This window comes from Halomicrococcus pelagicus, assembly GCF_050954125.1.
In genome coordinates this window covers 340,466-355,536 of record NZ_JBPBWC010000001.1, presented here as the reverse complement: position 1 = coordinate 355,536, position 15,071 = coordinate 340,466, and the positions used below count along the sequence as shown (strand labels likewise).

General features: G+C 67.4%; 18 protein-coding genes, 1 tRNA gene and 1 pseudogene. 13 read left to right on the top strand and 7 right to left on the bottom strand.

All coding sequences use genetic code 11. From position 1 onward, the window contains the following. Positions 1-1,140, top strand: a complete 1,140-nt coding sequence (locus tag ACRYA2_RS01975) for a DUF58 domain-containing protein (RefSeq protein WP_433623696.1) — start codon at positions 1-3, stop codon at positions 1,138-1,140. After that, complete coding sequence (locus ACRYA2_RS01970) at positions 1,137-3,365, top strand: transglutaminase TgpA family protein (protein ID WP_433623694.1); 2,229 nt, start codon at positions 1,137-1,139, stop codon at positions 3,363-3,365. The genes ACRYA2_RS01975 and ACRYA2_RS01970 overlap by 4 nt, the downstream gene beginning before the upstream one ends. 16 nt (positions 3,366-3,381) lie before the next feature. Here the strand turns inward: ACRYA2_RS01970 and ACRYA2_RS01965 are convergent, their stop codons facing one another. Continuing rightward, a complete protein-coding gene (locus tag ACRYA2_RS01965; protein WP_433623692.1) occupies positions 3,382-4,188 on the bottom strand; it encodes a M14 family metallopeptidase in 807 nt (268 codons plus the stop codon). A 117-nt stretch (positions 4,189-4,305) separates the two neighbouring features. On the opposite strand from ACRYA2_RS01965, the gene ACRYA2_RS01960 reads away from it, so the two are divergent. Continuing rightward, on the top strand, positions 4,306-4,548 hold the full coding sequence (locus ACRYA2_RS01960) for a DUF7553 family protein (protein WP_433624716.1): 243 nt from the start codon (positions 4,306-4,308) through the stop codon (positions 4,546-4,548). On the opposite strand, the gene ACRYA2_RS01955 is transcribed toward ACRYA2_RS01960, so the two are convergent. Next, positions 4,545-5,861: a hypothetical protein gene (locus tag ACRYA2_RS01955; protein ID WP_433623690.1), complete on the bottom strand. Its 1,317-nt coding sequence runs from the start codon at positions 5,859-5,861 to the stop codon at positions 4,545-4,547. The two genes, ACRYA2_RS01960 and ACRYA2_RS01955, sit on opposite strands and share 4 nt — an antisense overlap. Positions 5,862-5,955: 94 nt before the next feature. On the opposite strand from ACRYA2_RS01955, the gene ACRYA2_RS01950 reads away from it, so the two are divergent. The 3 genes from ACRYA2_RS01950 to ACRYA2_RS01940 all read left to right on the top strand — a co-directional run bounded on the left by ACRYA2_RS01950 (position 5,956) and on the right by ACRYA2_RS01940 (position 6,889). Continuing rightward, positions 5,956-6,030 (top strand) — tRNA-Val (locus ACRYA2_RS01950). A 208-nt stretch (positions 6,031-6,238) separates the two neighbouring features. After that, entirely contained in the window at positions 6,239-6,466 is a 228-nt protein-coding gene (locus ACRYA2_RS01945; RefSeq protein WP_433623688.1) for a hypothetical protein, read from the top strand. A gap of 72 nt (positions 6,467-6,538) precedes the next feature. Then, a complete protein-coding gene (locus tag ACRYA2_RS01940; RefSeq protein WP_433623686.1) occupies positions 6,539-6,889 on the top strand; it encodes a YbjQ family protein in 351 nt (116 codons plus the stop codon). Here the strand turns inward: ACRYA2_RS01940 and ACRYA2_RS01935 are convergent. From ACRYA2_RS01935 to ACRYA2_RS01925, 3 genes are all read right to left on the bottom strand, one after another. Further along, positions 6,886-7,182: a hypothetical protein gene (locus tag ACRYA2_RS01935; RefSeq protein ID WP_433623684.1), complete on the bottom strand. Its 297-nt coding sequence runs from the start codon at positions 7,180-7,182 to the stop codon at positions 6,886-6,888. The two genes, ACRYA2_RS01940 and ACRYA2_RS01935, sit on opposite strands and share 4 nt — an antisense overlap. 27 nt (positions 7,183-7,209) lie before the next feature. Beyond that, entirely contained in the window at positions 7,210-7,404 is a 195-nt protein-coding gene (locus tag ACRYA2_RS01930; RefSeq protein WP_433623682.1) for a hypothetical protein, read from the bottom strand. Positions 7,405-7,759: 355 nt separating this feature from the next. After that, positions 7,760-8,035, bottom strand: a complete 276-nt coding sequence (locus ACRYA2_RS01925) for a TrmB family transcriptional regulator (protein ID WP_433623680.1) — start codon at positions 8,033-8,035, stop codon at positions 7,760-7,762. 162 nt (positions 8,036-8,197) lie between these two features. Here ACRYA2_RS01925 and ACRYA2_RS01920 point away from each other — a divergent pair, with 162 nt between their 5' ends. The 7 genes and pseudogenes from ACRYA2_RS01920 (at position 8,198) to ACRYA2_RS01890 (ending at position 13,169) form a co-directional block, all read left to right on the top strand. After that, a complete protein-coding gene (locus ACRYA2_RS01920; protein WP_433623678.1) occupies positions 8,198-8,827 on the top strand; it encodes a DUF7500 family protein in 630 nt (209 codons plus the stop codon). A 183-nt stretch (positions 8,828-9,010) separates the two neighbouring features. Beyond that, positions 9,011-9,487: a chemotaxis protein CheW gene (locus ACRYA2_RS01915; RefSeq protein ID WP_433623676.1), complete on the top strand. Its 477-nt coding sequence runs from the start codon at positions 9,011-9,013 to the stop codon at positions 9,485-9,487. Positions 9,488-9,579: 92 nt separating this feature from the next. Next, entirely contained in the window at positions 9,580-9,942 is a 363-nt protein-coding gene (gene cheY, locus ACRYA2_RS01910; RefSeq protein WP_433623674.1) for a chemotaxis protein CheY, read from the top strand. A 38-nt stretch (positions 9,943-9,980) separates the two neighbouring features. Continuing rightward, positions 9,981-11,413, top strand: a pseudogene (flaJ, locus tag ACRYA2_RS01905) (archaellar assembly protein FlaJ); the annotation flags it as partial. 55 nt (positions 11,414-11,468) lie between these two features. Beyond that, entirely contained in the window at positions 11,469-12,338 is an 870-nt protein-coding gene (locus ACRYA2_RS01900; RefSeq protein WP_433623672.1) for a CheF family chemotaxis protein, read from the top strand. 61 nt (positions 12,339-12,399) lie between these two features. Then, complete coding sequence (locus tag ACRYA2_RS01895) at positions 12,400-12,639, top strand: glutaredoxin family protein (protein ID WP_433623670.1); 240 nt, start codon at positions 12,400-12,402, stop codon at positions 12,637-12,639. Then, a complete protein-coding gene (locus ACRYA2_RS01890) occupies positions 12,636-13,169 on the top strand; it encodes a cob(I)yrinic acid a,c-diamide adenosyltransferase (RefSeq protein WP_433623668.1) in 534 nt (177 codons plus the stop codon). Before ACRYA2_RS01895 ends, ACRYA2_RS01890 begins: the two co-directional genes overlap by 4 nt. Positions 13,170-13,174: 5 nt before the next feature. Here the strand turns inward: ACRYA2_RS01890 and ACRYA2_RS01885 are convergent, their stop codons facing one another. After that, positions 13,175-14,317 (bottom strand): acyl-CoA dehydrogenase family protein, encoded by a 1,143-nt coding sequence (locus tag ACRYA2_RS01885; protein ID WP_433623666.1) that lies wholly within the window; start codon positions 14,315-14,317, stop codon positions 13,175-13,177. A gap of 84 nt (positions 14,318-14,401) precedes the next feature. Next, complete coding sequence (locus ACRYA2_RS01880) at positions 14,402-15,064, bottom strand: glycerophosphodiester phosphodiesterase (RefSeq protein ID WP_433623664.1); 663 nt, start codon at positions 15,062-15,064, stop codon at positions 14,402-14,404. Positions 15,065-15,071 lie beyond the last annotated feature (7 nt).

Here is a 15,071-nt window from a genome sequence, read left to right as displayed (position 1 = left end):
ATGCTGACGCGACGCGGATTCGCCCTCCTCGGCGTCGCGGTTCTTTCGGTGGCGATGGCGGTTCCGTTCGGCGCGCGGTCGCTCAACGCCGTCGTCGGACCCGTCGTCGTGGCGCTAGCGGTGGGGTTCGTCCAGGTGAAACGCACTGACCACCCGGACCTGACGACGACGGTACCGACCCACGGGTTCCGGGGCGAGACGGCGACGGTCGCGTTGGAGTTCTCCGCGTCGAACCCGTTCGCCGCCAGCGTTACGCTGGAGACGGACGACGGCCTCGTCGGCGACGAGACCGTCGAGACGAACGTCGGCGAGACGACGGTCGAGTTCGAGGTCGAACTCGCCGAGCGCGGCGAGCGACGGGTCGGTCCCGTCCGCGTCGTCGCGACGGACGTGTTCGGCCTGTTCCGCCGCGAGTTCACGCACCGGATACGGGAGACGGTACTCGTGTTCCCGACCGTCCGGGAGGTGTCGACGCCGACGGCCGTCTCCGCGCTCCGCGAGGAGTCGGCGGTCCCCGACGACCGCGAGTTCGACCAGTTGCGCGCGTACCGGCGCGGGGACCCGCTCCGGGACGTCCACTGGAAGTCGAGCGCGAAACGGCCGGACGAGGACCTGCTCGTCCGCGAGTTCCGGTCCGAGGAGGACCGCGCCCAGGTCGAGGTGGTCGCGGAGGCCGACGGTGGTCGGGTCGACGACGTCGCCGACGCCGCGGCGAGCGTCGCCGTCGGGTTCGTCGACGCCGGATTCGCGGTCGGCCTGTCGTCCCCTGACGGCCGGGTCGACCCTGCGAGCGACGAGTACCAGGACACGCGCCTGCTAACCCTGCTCGCGCACATGGAGACCGGGAGCGTCCCCGCGGAGGCGCGCGACCGGGCGGACGTCGTCGTCCACGGCCTCGCCGACGGCTCCACCGTCGAGATTCGGGTCGGCGACCGCGTGACGACGTTCGAGGAGTTCGCCGCGGGCGGAGCGTCGCCCGACGATGCGGAGTCGCGACGGACCGTCCGCCGGGTCGGCGAGTCGGGACCGAAGACCGACCGGGGGACCCACCCCACCGCTCCGGACGGCGGGAACGCGGGCCGGAGCGAGCGAGAGCCGCGTCCCGACGAAGAACGGAACGACGGAGGTGGGCCCCGATGAGCACGGCGACCGACGGTCACCTCGACGTGGGCGAGACGTCCGTTCCGTTCCACTGGCTGGCGGTCGCGGCGACGGCCGTCCTCATCTGGTCGTACCTGAGCGTGCTCTACCGGATCACGAACGTCGTCGGGGGCAAGAGCGACCTCGCGCTGCTCGTCGCCGGCGCGCTCGTCGCCGGCGCGGTGCTGGCGCGGAAGCTCCCCGCGTGGACGGCGTTCGTGGTCGGCGGCGGCCTGCTCGTCGCCGGCCTGTTCGGCTACTACACCACGGTCCCGGGCGCGTACCTCGCGTTCTCGCGGGTCGGGCGCATCGTCGCCGACAACGTCGCGCTCCTGACGGGACTCTCGGTGCTCCAGATGCGCGGCGTCGGGACGTGGGCGCTCGGCGTCGCGCCCGCGACCGTGTTCGTGCCGTGGTACCTGGTCTTCCGGCGGCAGTACGGGCTCGCTGCGGCGACCGGCGGACTCGCACTCGGGTTCTTCGTGCTCACGGGCGACGTCGGCTCGTTCGCCACGCTGGTGGGCGTGCTCGGCGCGCTCGGCGTCGTCGCGTTCGGGACGATGGCGCGCTACGGCGGCACGGTCGCCCAGCTCGACGTGCTCGCGGTCGCGATGGTGCTGATGATCCTGCTGTCGACGACGGTGAGCCTCGTCCCCGGCGGCCGGGCCAGTCCCATCCTCCCCAGCGGTGGGTCGGGCGGCACCGCCACCGGCGGACTCGTCAGCAACGACCGTCGAGTCGCCGTCCAGGGAAGCATCGACCTCTCGCCGAAGGTGCAGTTCGTCGTGAACGCGGACCGGCCCAGCTATTGGCGCGTCGGCGCCTACGACCGGTACACCGGCAGCGACTGGGTCAGGACCGGGGGGAACCGCGACTACCGGTCGCGGTCGTCACCGCCCGGCGAGGACTACCGGATTCGCCAGACGATAACCGTACGGCGGGACGCGATGAAGGCGATGCCCGCCGCCTGGAAGCCGGTGCGCGTCGTCGGCGACGATAAGGGCAACGTCGCTCTCAGCAGCACCGGCGGCCTCGTCCCCCAGCGCTCGCTGGGGAAAAACGAGTCGTACAGCGTCGTCAGCCGTGTGCCGGCGACGACCCCCCGGAAACTCCGCAACGCGGACACGAACTACCCCGACGGCCTGGAATCGCGGTACACCCAGTTGCCAGCCAGCACGTCCGACCGGGTGAAGCGGAAGGCGGCCGCCGTCACCAGCGAGGCGGAGAACCCGTACGATAAGGCTGTCGCCGTCGAGCGGTGGCTCGAACGCAACAAGGAGTACTCGCTGGAGGTCGACAAGCCGTCCGGGAGCGTCGCCGACGACTTCGTCTTCGAGATGGAGAAGGGCTACTGCGTCTACTACGCCACCTCGATGGTCGTCATGCTCCGCTCGCAGGGCATCCCGGCCCGGTTCGTCACCGGCTACACCTCCGGTCAGCGAGTCAGCAAGGACGAGTGGGTCGTCCGGGGCGTCGACTCGCACGCGTGGGTCGAGGTGTACTTCCCGGACGTCGGCTGGGTGCGCTTCGACCCGACGCCCGGCGGGCCCCGCGTCGACGCCGAGCAACAGCGAATCGAGAGCGCGCGCGAAGACGGCGTGAGCGGCGTCGACACCTCCGGTAGCGAGAACGGAACGTGGACGCCGGAGCCGACGAGCACCACGCCGTCCTCGTCGACCACGCCGACGCCGGGCGAGAACGGCACCACGAGCGGCAGCGTCGGTGACCCGAGGGTAGACCCGAACCAGCCGAACGACGTCGTCGACCCCGGGACGACGAACACCACGACGGCGACGAGCGTCACGACGACGTCCGACGAAGGCGGCGGAATCCCGGTATCGCCGCCGTCGACGGAGCAACTGCTCTACGGCGGACTGGCGCTGTTCGGCTTGCTCGTCGCGGCGCGGCGAACCGGAACGTTCGAGCGCGCCTACCGCGCCGCGTGGATGCGCTGGCAGCCGCGCAAGGACCCCGAGGCGGACGTCGAACGGGCGTTCGAGCGGCTGGAACGTTACCTGGCCGGCCAGCACCGCGCCCGGCGACCGGGCGAGACGCCCCGGGAGTACCTCGAAGCGCTCTCGCACGTCGGCGTCGACGACCGCGCCCACCGCGTCGGGACGCTGTACGAGCAGGCGCGCTACGCCGGCGAGGTGAGCCGCGAGCAGGCCGACGAGGCGGTGTCGCTGGTGAACGACCTCGTCCGGGGCCGGTCGCGGACGAGCTAGGGCCGCTCGCCGGGAGTCAGTCCCCGAGCGTGCCGACGCGTTCGCCGGTGTACCCGAACACGTCCTCGTACCCGTAGGCCGACATGAGGATGGGCACGAACGGCTCCTCGGCCATGAGCCGCTCGTCGTCGGCGACGGCGAACGGTTCGCCGGCGACCACGTCCTCGAAGTTCTCGACGAGGACCTCGTACTTCGACGCACCGTTCTTCGGCACCGGCCTCCGGAGCCGATACACCTCGACCTCGCCGCGCGCCCCGGCGTCGATGGGGTCGTCGCCCTCGTCCGTCGGGCGGACGCCGGTCGCCGCGAGGAACCCGCGGACGAGGTGGTAGGCGTTCTCGGCCGCCGCGTCTGTGCCCTGCAGTCCGCACTCGACCTCGATGGTGTGTGGCTGGGCGATGAGCCGACCGGTCGCGAACTCGGCCGTCTCGACGACCTCGGTAATCGGCAGGTAGGGGCAGATGGAGCGCGCGACGGCGTCCACCCTGTCGACGAGCGCGAACGGTTCGGCGTACGACTGCGTGGAGTGCAACGAGAGCGTCGTGCAGTCGCGCAACTCCGCGAACAGGTCGTGGGCGATGCGCTGCTCGTAGTTCTCCCCGTGAGGGTCGCCGGGGAACGCCCTGTTCAGGTCCTCGTTGACGTAGCGGACGCCGCGCTCCAGCGCCCGTTCGTTGGCGACGACCAGTTTCACCGGGCGCTCGACGTCCGGGTCCTCTTCGAGGAGCCGTTCGACCGCGCGCGGGCCGCACGGCTCGTCGCCGTGAATGCCCGCGACGACCGCGACCTCCGGCTGACCGTCACCGAGCTGCTCGACGCGCATTTGTCCAGTGGCAAGGAACGGAGCCTCAAAGCGCTTTACACTCCGAGCCGACGGTCGCGTCGTCGGCGCAACGAATATATTTGTCCTCGACGTTAGAACACAATGGAGGGGGAAAGAATGAACAAACACTTCGAAGACGCCTGGTACTACATGCGACGCGCCGGGGCGCATCTCGGCGCTGGACTCCGCGAGGAACTGACGCCCGTCGAGCGACGAGTGCGGGCGTGGACCGGCCGCGACGTCGAACCGGAACCGAGCCGGAGCGAGCGAGTCAAAGAGAACGTCCGCGAGGTCGAGCAGAAGGCCCAGCGCCGCGCGAAAGGCGCGGTCCGCGACGCTCGCGAGCGAATCGAGAGCTAGTCGGGGTCGAACCCGACGCACTCGCAGTTTTGCAGGTCGACATCCTGGAGCCGTAGCGCCCCGCCGCGCTTGCGGTCCACGTCGACGCGGCCGCGCAGCGTCGAGTTCCGAATCTCGACGTCGCTCTTGACGAGGAGCGTGGTTCCTCCATCGCCGTCGCCGCCGTCGTGGGTCGCGGTGACGCCGTCGAGCAGGATGCCGTCCGCGAGCAGGTTCAGACCGTTGCGGCTCTCCGAGTGGAACGCCAGTCGACAGTCCCGGACGACGGTCGACGAGCGCCACACCTCGCCGGCGTAGGCGTGTCTGGAACCGTCACCGCGGTCGTCGAGGTGGACGTCTTCGAGCAGGACGGTCCTGTCCCCGTCGTTTATCTTCAGGACGCGCGCGGAGGAGTCGCAGTCGATTTCGAGGCCGCCCACCCGGGCCTCCGCACAGGAGACGCGCAGGCCGTCGTTGTCGCAGTCCGGCAGTCGGAGTTCGCCGCCCTCGACGCGGACGTCCCCCTCCTGGAGCCAGAGTCCACAGCCGGTGTACCCCGCCTCGCTGGCGTCGTCGTGGACCACCGAAACCTCGCGGGCGACGTCGCCGTCGCCCAGCCTGAGGTCCGCGTTACCGTTGTTCTTCCAGCGGCCGCCATCGACGACGCACGGACCCTCGCCGCCCGCGAGGTAGCCGCCGTTGTTCACCCAGCCCTCGACGTGGCAGTCGCGGAAGACGAGGCGGCCGCGGTGGTCGTCCGTGACGCTGATGCCGATCGGGTGGCTCGTCTGGGACTCGATCGGCGATTCGTCGGGATGGGCGTCCGGGCGGAACGCACAGCCGTCGGGCAGGGACACGTTCACGACGCCCTCGCCGTCGGGATGCGTGACCGCGGCGTAGATAGCGCCGAGGGCCTTCTTGCCCGCCGACGCGCACTCGCCGCGCACGGTCACGTCCTCGATGCGGAGGTCGCAGGCGGCGCGCGCCGAGACGGCCTGCGCGCCCACGCCGTCCGCCGTCAGGTCGAAGGTGAGGTTCCGGACGTGGACGCGATCGGCGGACTCCTCGGGCGTCGCGCCCCACCCGCCGCCGAGGTCGAGGCCGTACTGCTGGTCGGGGTCCGTGACGACCAGCGTGGCGTGGGGGTCGCCCACGACCGCGACGGACTCGACGTCGTTCAGGTCGACGCGACCGTCGAGCCGGTAGCGTCCCTCGGGGAGGACGAACTTCGTCCGCGCGCTCGCGTTGGCGAGGAGGAACTCGTCCAGCGGGCGTTCGCCGTCCGCGACGGCGGGGGCCTGTTCCGCGACGTTCACGACGGTCGGTTCGGTCACGCTCGGGGGGACGGACCCGGCCGGCTTGGGCGTGGTGGCTGGCGGTTTTCGAAAGCAAGCCTTAAGTCCGGCTAGGGGGTAGCCTGACACGCCCGGGTCGGTAGTCTAGTCCGGTTATGACAGCTCCTTCACACGGAGCAGGTCGGCGGTTCGAATCCGCCCCGACCCACTACATTCTGCGACGAACCACTCCGCGAGCACCGCGTAGCGTGTGCTCGCTCTCGCGTGAGTCGCGATGTCGTGCGGAGCGGGCGGTTCGAAAAAGAGAAATGAGTGAGCGGCAGCGAACGAGTTTCGCGTAGTTCGAATCCGCCCCGACGACCGAAATCTGACAGTCACCAATCATAAGTCGGAAGAGAACCTATCTCCGCCCGACCATGGACGAAGCGCTCGAAGCTGTAGAGGTCGTCGCGGACTCGGAGCTAGAAGGCGCGTTCGTGTGGTTACTGCGACTCGTGGGCCTGCTCATCGTGGCGGCGGGTCTGGGCCTGTGGCTGTTCACCGACGCGGGACTGCTGGTCGTACCCGCCGTGCTCGTCGTGGCCGGATTGGTCCTGTTGGTCGCGCCGAGCATCCTGCTCTCGCTCGCCGAACTGACGGGGTAGTGCTCGCCACCGGTACGCCTGCCTCTAATTCCAATTCTGACAGTTATAACCCCGGTACGAGAACGGGGAAGCATGGCAACATTCAGCTACTCTGACGAGGACGTACTGCTCACGACCAGCCACGCAGTTCCCCGACGGGAGGTCGCCGAACACCTCGGCATCGTCGTCGCGGACGTGACGCCGGGGCGCAACATCGGCAAGGACATCGCGGGCGGCCTGCGGGACATCGTCGGCGGACGCTCCGGTTCGTGGGAGAAGACGCTGGCGGACAGTCAGCAGACCGCGCTGGACGAACTGCTGGAGGAGGCGACGGAACTCGGCGCGGACGCCGTCGTCGCCATCGACGTGGCGGACGAGGCGCTCGGCGGCCAGGGCGGCATGATGAACGTCAAGGTCGTCGGTACCGCGGTGAGGCTGGACTAGCGCTCGTCGGGCGGTTCCACGTCCTCGCCGGCGTCCCCGGCGTCGAGGGTGGCGTCGGTCTCGACGGCGTCGAGGCCGTCCAGTTTGCAGACGTCGGCCACCGCCTCCTCCGGCACGACGACGCGGAGCGCGTCGAACGCGAGTTCCGCGTCGACCTCGCCGCCGCGTTCCTCGACCGCGTCCCGGACCGCGTCGGGGTCGGCATCGCCGAGGCGGAGGACGAGCGTCGTGGACTCGCCGGACGTGGGGCGGTCGCGGAGCGCCCGCACGGGGCGGGAGACGTACGTCGTCACGAGTGGTCGTTCGGACCCCACCCGGAACTACTCTTCGGCGACGACGAAGGTCCGGCCGCCCTTCCGCTCGAAGTACACCTCGCCGCGGTCGGACGACCGGAGGTACGCCGCGACCTCGCTGGCCGCCATCTCCGAGACGTCCGCCACCTTCTGTTCGGTGGTCAGCCCCGTTTCGTTCGACGAACGCTCACCGGACTCGGTGACCATCGTTCTGGCGTTCATGTCCGGTAGTTGTCTGGTGTCCAGTTATAGGTGAGCCGGCCGGAGTGAAAGTGAAAGTGCCGGGAAGCACGCCGTTGGTACGCGTTCACACCCGATGGGAGTGGCCGTCGACCGTCGGCGAGCGACGCCGACGACGCGGTGCAGTGCTCCGAGAGGTTGACAGGTGGCCGCTGGGTTTTTTGCTCCGGACTGGCACCAGATTGCTATGGGTGGTTGGCTCTCGGACGAGGAGCGCGAGCGCATCGAGAACTTCGTGACGACACCGCGATACGATCGAACGCCGGACCAGCTCTGCCCTCCAGACGGCGAGTGCGAGGACGACTGAGGTCCGAGTGGCGACGTTCCCGCAGGAGAACTATCCGGTGATAGAGAACGTGGAGCCGTTCTTCTCGACGAGTTCGCGCTCGCGGAGCGTGCGAACGATCGTGAACAGCGTTATCTTCGGCAGGTCGAGACCCGACTGGAGTTCGTCGACGGTCGCCCCGCGCGTCGTGGCGAGATAGAGGTACACCAGTTTCGCGCGCGGCGAGCCGATGTCGTCCGGCATCCCTTCGAGGCGGGCTGATTCGTTCGAACTGGACTCCGTCCGGGGAGATTCGGCCGGACGAGCGTCGGCGTGGCGTGCGTTCATCGGTACCCGAAGGACGCCGTTCGACGATAATAAATCCTTGCTACGACAATCGTCGAAACCCAACGTAGCCTCCCCGAGATTTTATGTCGTTTCCGGTCGTATCGTTGAGATATACCTCCGGCGCGGGACGACTCCGAAACGGGAGACGCCGACGCGGGGAAGGTGCTCTCGCCCGACGAACTCGACATCGAGGCGAGCGAGAGCGTCGTCTCCCTCGACGACGACCGGTACGTCATCGGTGCCGGCGACGAGCCGTCGGTACCCGACAACGTAGCCGAACTACCTGGCGACAGCGGCGGACGGACGGAGCCAGATACCGATTCGACCACGGGGTCGTCGCCGAACGCGGACGGCGGACCGACAGCCGACGGAACCACCGGCCAGCCCTCGGCTACCGACGACCGGAACATCGACGCCAGCGACGTGCGCGACTGGCTCGAGGACGACCTCTCGAGCGTGGGGTCGCGGTACAGCTTCCACATCGCCGCGAAGGCCGAGGACCACGTCAGCCACCAGCAGATGTTCTCCGACGACGTCGGCACCGTCTTCGACGGCCTGCTGATGTGGTACGCCCAGCAGGTCGACCGCAACACGCCCGTCGAGGACGTGCTCGGCATCCTCCTGATGGAGTCGAACCTCCGGGTCCGCTACTCGCCGAACTGCCTGCGCGGCGTCCTCGACGCCCACGACCTCTCGCCCGACGACAGCATCGCCGACCTGTTCGACGCGCTCGGCGACGCCAACGGCATCGTCTTCCCGCCCGAGAGGGCCTCCAGGCGACGTAACCGATAGGCGACGTTTCGTCTTCGGTCGACCGCGTCCCTCGGGGCGTGACGAGCGCCTGCGAGGGTCGTGTCGCCGCCCCGGTGCGAACGCGTCGATACTCCCCGGAACGACGCTTCCGGTCGGATTATCCGAACTGATAGGCGGGCGTGGGTTTTACGTTCAGGAGTTCGATTGGTACGACGACTGACCATGAGTGTACAGCAGTCGCCGTCCGAAGGAGGGGTCAGTTCGGAGGCGCAGGTCGTGGAGTTCAGGTTGGGCGAGGACGTCTGTGCCATCGACATCGACCAGGTCGACAGCATCGTCGAAGTGAAGAAGGTGATCCGCATCCCGCGCACGCCGGACTCCATCGAGGGCGTGATGGACTTGCGTGGCGAGACGACTGCCATCATCGACCCCAAGGAGTTCCTGAGCGTCTCGGTGGACGACAGCGGCGACAGCGTGCTCGTGCTCGACCGGCCGGACGACAAACAGCGAATCGGCATCCGCGTCGACGTGGTGTCGTACGCGCCCGACCAGGTCGACGACGGCGACGACCTGGAGAACCTCGACACGCGGGGCATCCGCGAGAAGGTGGCCCGGGGCATCATTCGGAAACCGAACGGCGACGGTCTCGACCTGGTCGTCTGGATCGACGTCGACAGGATGATAGACAGACTGAAATGAACGTCTCACTCTTCGGTCGAGTCATCAGGCGTGATAATTCGAGGGTATCATTTATTTAACACCCTTTCAAAGCACTTGCTGGTGAAAAGTGAATGGCGAATGACGTGCTAATTGTCGACGACTCTGGATTTATGCGGAATCTACTGCGGGAGATTCTCGAAGAGAAGTTCGACATCGTCGGCGAGGCCGAGAACGGCGTCGAGGCAGTCGAGATATACAAGGAATCGAACCCCGACCTCGTGATGATGGACATCGTGATGCCAATCCGCGACGGCATCGAGGCGACGGCGGAGATCAAGGAGTTTGACGCGGGTTCGCACGTCATCATGTGTACTAGCATCGGACAGGAGGAGAAGATGAAGAAGGCGGTGAAGGCCGGCGCTGACGGTTACATCACGAAACCGTTCCAGAAACCCAGCGTGATGGAAGCCATCGACGACGTCGTCTCAGCATGACGCGAGCAGTCGTCGTTGACGACTCGCATTTCATGCGGATCTTCATCACGCACATGACCATCCTCTCGACGGCGAACATCGACCGCGTCGAGGTGTTCCGCATCCTCGCCGAGGAGGACGAGTACGAGGAACTCGCCCGCGAGATGCGTCGGCTCGTCGAACTCGTCGACACGTGGAACCAGAGTCTGGACGACGCCCGCCGTCTCCGCGCGAAGTCGGTGCCAAGCAAGGCGCTCTCGGACTTCCTGGACAGGCTGGCGTACACCATCAACACCGGCCAGGAGATACAGGAGTTCCTGCTGGCTGAGCGGGACGCCGTCATCCAGCACTACGTCACCATCTACGAGGGAGCGTTGCGGAACCTCGACGTGATGAAGGACCTCTACCAGTCGATGATTCTCTCGGTGACGTTCGCGCTCGTGTTCGCCACCGTGCTCCCCATCCTCACCGGGACGAATCCGACGATGACGGTCGGGGCAGTCATGGTCATGTTCGCGTTCGTCCAGGTCGGGTTCCTCTTCATGATTCACACGACCGCGCCGTATGACCCGGTGTGGTACCACCCGGAGAAGCGCGGGCGAACGGTCGCCGAGCGCAAGATACGGGCCAGCGTCATCGGCGGCATCCTGCTCACCGTCGCCGCCATCGGCGCGAGCCTCTACGTCCTGCTCGGCCGGACGTCCATCGCCCCCGACGCCATCCCACTGCCGGTGTACGCGGCGTTCCCGACGACGCCGCTGCTCATCCCCGGCCTGATCGTCCGGCGCGAGGAAGAGAAGGTCAAGGGCCGCGACGACGAGTTCACCAACTTCATCCGGGCACTCGGCGCGACCGAGAGCGCGAAGCAGTCCACGACCTCGAAGGTGCTCGAGAGCCTGCGAAACAAGGACTTCGGGGCGCTGACCGACAACGTCAACGACCTCTACAAGCGACTGAACATGCGGATAGAACCGGAGATAGCCTGGCGTCACTTCTCGGCGGACACCCGGTCGTATCTCATCCAGAAGTTCAGCGAGATGTACCTCCTGGGTCGCCAGATGGGCGGCGAACCGAAGCGCCTCGGCGAACTCATCAGCGGGAACATGAACGAGGTCATGCAGCTGCGCGAGCAGCGCGACCAGTCGACGGTGACGCTCATCGGCGTCCTCTACGGTATCACGGCCGCCTCGACGTTCGCGTTCTTCATCGGTCTCGAAATCGTCGACATCCTGGCGGGGATGTCCATCGGGTTGAACACGTCGCAGTTCGACTTCGGGACCATCATCCACCTGAGGTGTACGACAACATCATGATCGAGTACCTGCTGGTCCTCATCGTGCTCATCAACGGTGTGCTGTCGTCGCTGATGATTCGCATCGTCGACGGCGGCCACAAGGTCAACGCCTACCTGCATTTCGTCCTGTTGACGTGGGTCAGCGCCATCATCGCGTGGGTGACCCGCAACGTCGTCGGGGCGTTCCTTAACGTCTGAATATTTATATAGCCAGAGTGAAATGCAAGAAGAGACGCGCTGGCACGCGAAAACCATGTCCGAAACAGTCATCGCCGACTTCGTCGCACGCTTCGGCCTCGACACCGCCGAGGACCCCGAACCCGTCCGGGGGCGTATCGTCCTCAGTCAGAAGCGTCTCGTGCTGGCCACCGGCGGGTCGAAGACGACGATACCGCTCGCTGCCGTCTTCGACGTGTCCGTCGGACACGTTCCCGACGAACTCGAATCTTTCTTCAACGACACGCTGACGGTCGCGTACGAGCGTGACGACGGACGCCACACCGCCGTCATCGAGGCGGGCACCGAGGAGGTGGGGCAGTTCAAGACGCTGCTGTTCAAGGCGATGCTGAGCGGGACGCCCGTCCGGGTGAAACATCCGGCGCGCGTCGGTGGTCGGGTCACCGATGGCGAGTTCGAGGCGGGCAAGATACGAATCCAGCCCGGTCGGGGGGAGTTCTGCGGCGTGTCGGAGCCGTTCAAGGTGGAGCTCTCGGCGGTCACGTACTTCCAGAAGCAGCGGCGCGAGGTCGGCGGCGACGAGCGCACTATCGTCGCCATCCGCCACGCGTCGGAGGGACAGACGGTCACCTCGGAGTTCGCGGTCGCCTCGAAGCACAAGCTCAACCTGCTCGGACGCTACTTCCGGCTGGAGTACTCGGAGGTCGCCAAGGAGGCCGAACGCGTCGACACCTCCGAACGGGAGATGGAGGCGCTCGTCGCCATCTACTCGGGGGCTAGCAGCGGCAACCTCGCCGGGGCCCTCGGCATCGACGCCGGGAGCGCCGCGATGTTGCTCTCCGACCTGGAGGAGAAGGACCTGGTCGACGACGACGGCGAGCGACTGTCGCTGTCGCCGGCGGGAAAGATGCTCGTCAGCGATCGCATCGAGAAGGTGAACACCTGACTGACGAGGGTCGCCGTTCGAGGGGACCAGTTACTTTACGGAGCCGTTCCTGGCTACGAACATGGCGATACGGCTGTATGCGCTCGACGGTTGCCCGTACTGCGAGACAGTCCACGACGCGCTCGACGACGCCGGCGTCGAGTACGAGACGGAGTGGGTGGAGGCGCTACACTCGAAGCGAGCCGAGGTAAAGCGCGTCAGCGGTCAGCGCGGCGTCCCCGTGCTCGTCGACGACGAGCGCGGCGTCACGATGGCCGAGAGCGAGAAGATAGTCGAGTACGTAGAGCGGACGCTCGCATGAAGATCTACACCGGTCGCGGCGACGAGGGCCAGACCGACCTGCGGGACATGTCCCGCGTCTCGAAGGCCAGTCCGCGCATCGAGGCCTACGGGACGGTCGACGAGGTGAACGCCCTGGTCGGCCGGACGCGACCGACGGGCTACGACGACGTCGACGAGAAGCTCCGCGAGGTCCAGAACCACCTCCACGTCGTCCAGGCGGACTTCGCCAACCCCGAACCGGACGACGGCGACCCCGAAGTGGGCGAGGAGCACGTCGAACTCCTCGAAGAGTGGATGGACGGCTACGACGACGAACTCGACCCGCTGGAGTCGTTCATCCTCCCCGGCGGCGGCGAGTCGGGGGCGAACCTCCACCACGCGCGGACGGTCTGCCGACGCGCCGAGCGCCGCGCGGTGGCGCTCGCGGCCGAGGAGGACGTGAACGACGTCGCCGTGACCTATCTCAACCGCCTCTCGGACGCGCTGTTCGTCCTCGCACGCGTCGTCAACGAGCGCGACGGCGAGCACGAGGAGTCGCCGACGTACTGAGCCGGCTACAGTCCGAGTTCGCGGCCGATGACGAGGTGCTGAATCTCGCTCGTCCCTTCGCCGATCTCCATCAGCTTCGCATCGCGGAGGAACCGCTGGGGCGAGAAGTCCTCGGTGTAGCCGTAGCCGCCGAGCACCTGGACGGCCTCCTCGGAGACCTTCCGGGCGGATTCGCTGGCGTCGAGTTTCGCCATCGCGCTCTCGTGGGTGACCGACTCGCCCGCGTCGTACTTCGTCGCGGCCTTCTGCGTGAGCAGTCGCGAGCGCTCGATCTTCCGGTCCATGTCGACTATCTTGTTCCGGATGGCGTCGAACTTCGAGATGGGCTGGCCGAACTGTTCGCGCTCGGTGCTGTACTCCTTCGCGGCCTCGAACGCGCCCTGGGCGATGCCGGTCGACAGCGCGGCGATGGAGATGCGACCACCGTCGAGGGTCTTCTTCGTCTGGTCCCAGCCGTCGCCCTCCTCGCCGAGCAGGCGGTCCTCGGGGAGTCGGACGTCCGAGAGCTTTATTTCGCAGGTCGGAGAGGCGTTCAGGCCCATCTTGTCCCACACCGTCGTCACCTCGAAGCCGTCGTCCTCCTCGGGGTCGACGATGAAGGTGGAGATGCCGTCGTAGCCCGCGCCGGGGTCGGTGACCGCCTTGACGAGCACGCTACCCGCCACGTTCGCGTTCGTGATGAACTGCTTCGTGCCGTTGAGGACGTACTCGTCGCCGTCTTTCTCCGCCGTCGTGTCCATGTCGCTGGCGTCGGAGCCGGACTCCGGTTCGGTGAGCGCCCACGAACCGACGTACTCGCCCTCCGCGAGCGGGCGGAGCCAGCGCTCTTTCTGCTCGTCCGTGCCGAACAGCTCGATGGGCTTGCTGGCCAGCGAGACGTGCGCGGCGTAGGAGAGGCCGACCGAGCCGGAGACGCGTCCGAGCTCCTCCGTGACGAGGGCGTACATCAGCTGGTCGCCGCCGAGACCGCCGTACTCCTCGCTGACGGGGACGCCCATCATGTCGAGGTCGGCGAGCTGGTCGAACACCTCCTCGGGGTAGCGGTGTTCGTCCTCTATCTCCTGGGCGATGGGCTCGATCTCCTCCTCGCAGAACTCCCGGACGGTGTCCCGGACCATCCTGTGCTCGTCGGGAAGGCTGAAATCCATGTGCAAATTTTGCGCGACCGACGGCTTAAAGACAGCGAACCCCGCGGCGCGCGGGCACGAACCGGCGGCGACCCCTCCCCGCCGTCATAGCACGTCGGCCCTGTCGGCGATGACGCCGTCGACGCCCGCCCGTCGGAGCGCGTCCGCCTCCTCGCGCGTCGTCGCCGTCCACGCGTTCACGCCGAGGCCGGCCTCGTGGGCCCGGGCGACGAACGCCTCGTCGCAGAGTCCCTGCTCGGGGTGGACGAACGCGCAGTCGAAGTCGACGGCGGCGGCGACACAGTTCGGCCCGCGGTCGCTGATGAACGCCAACGTTGCGTCGGCGTCGCGTTCGCGAATCTCGTGGAGCGCGCGCCGGTCGAACGACGAGAAGAAGCAGTCGTTTTCGGCGTCCGCGGCGGCGGCCAGCACGCCGTCGGCCATCCCGGTTCGTTTCAGTTCGACGTTGACGTCGACCGCGGCCGGAACCGCGTCGAGGACGGTATCGAGGTCCGGAATCGGCTCTCCGGAGTCGAGCACGGTTAGTTCTCGAAGCTCCGACCACGGCGTCTCCTCGACGAGGCCGGTGGCGTCGGTCAGTCGGGAGAGCCGTTTGTCGTGGAAGACGACGAGTTCCCCCGACCCGCAGCGGCGCACGTCTATCTCGACCTGGTCCGCGACCTCGCTCGCCGCCCGGACCGCTCGCACGGTGTTCTCGGGGTACTCGCCGGCGAACCCGCGGTGGGCGATGAGCGTCACGTCGCTCATACGTCGT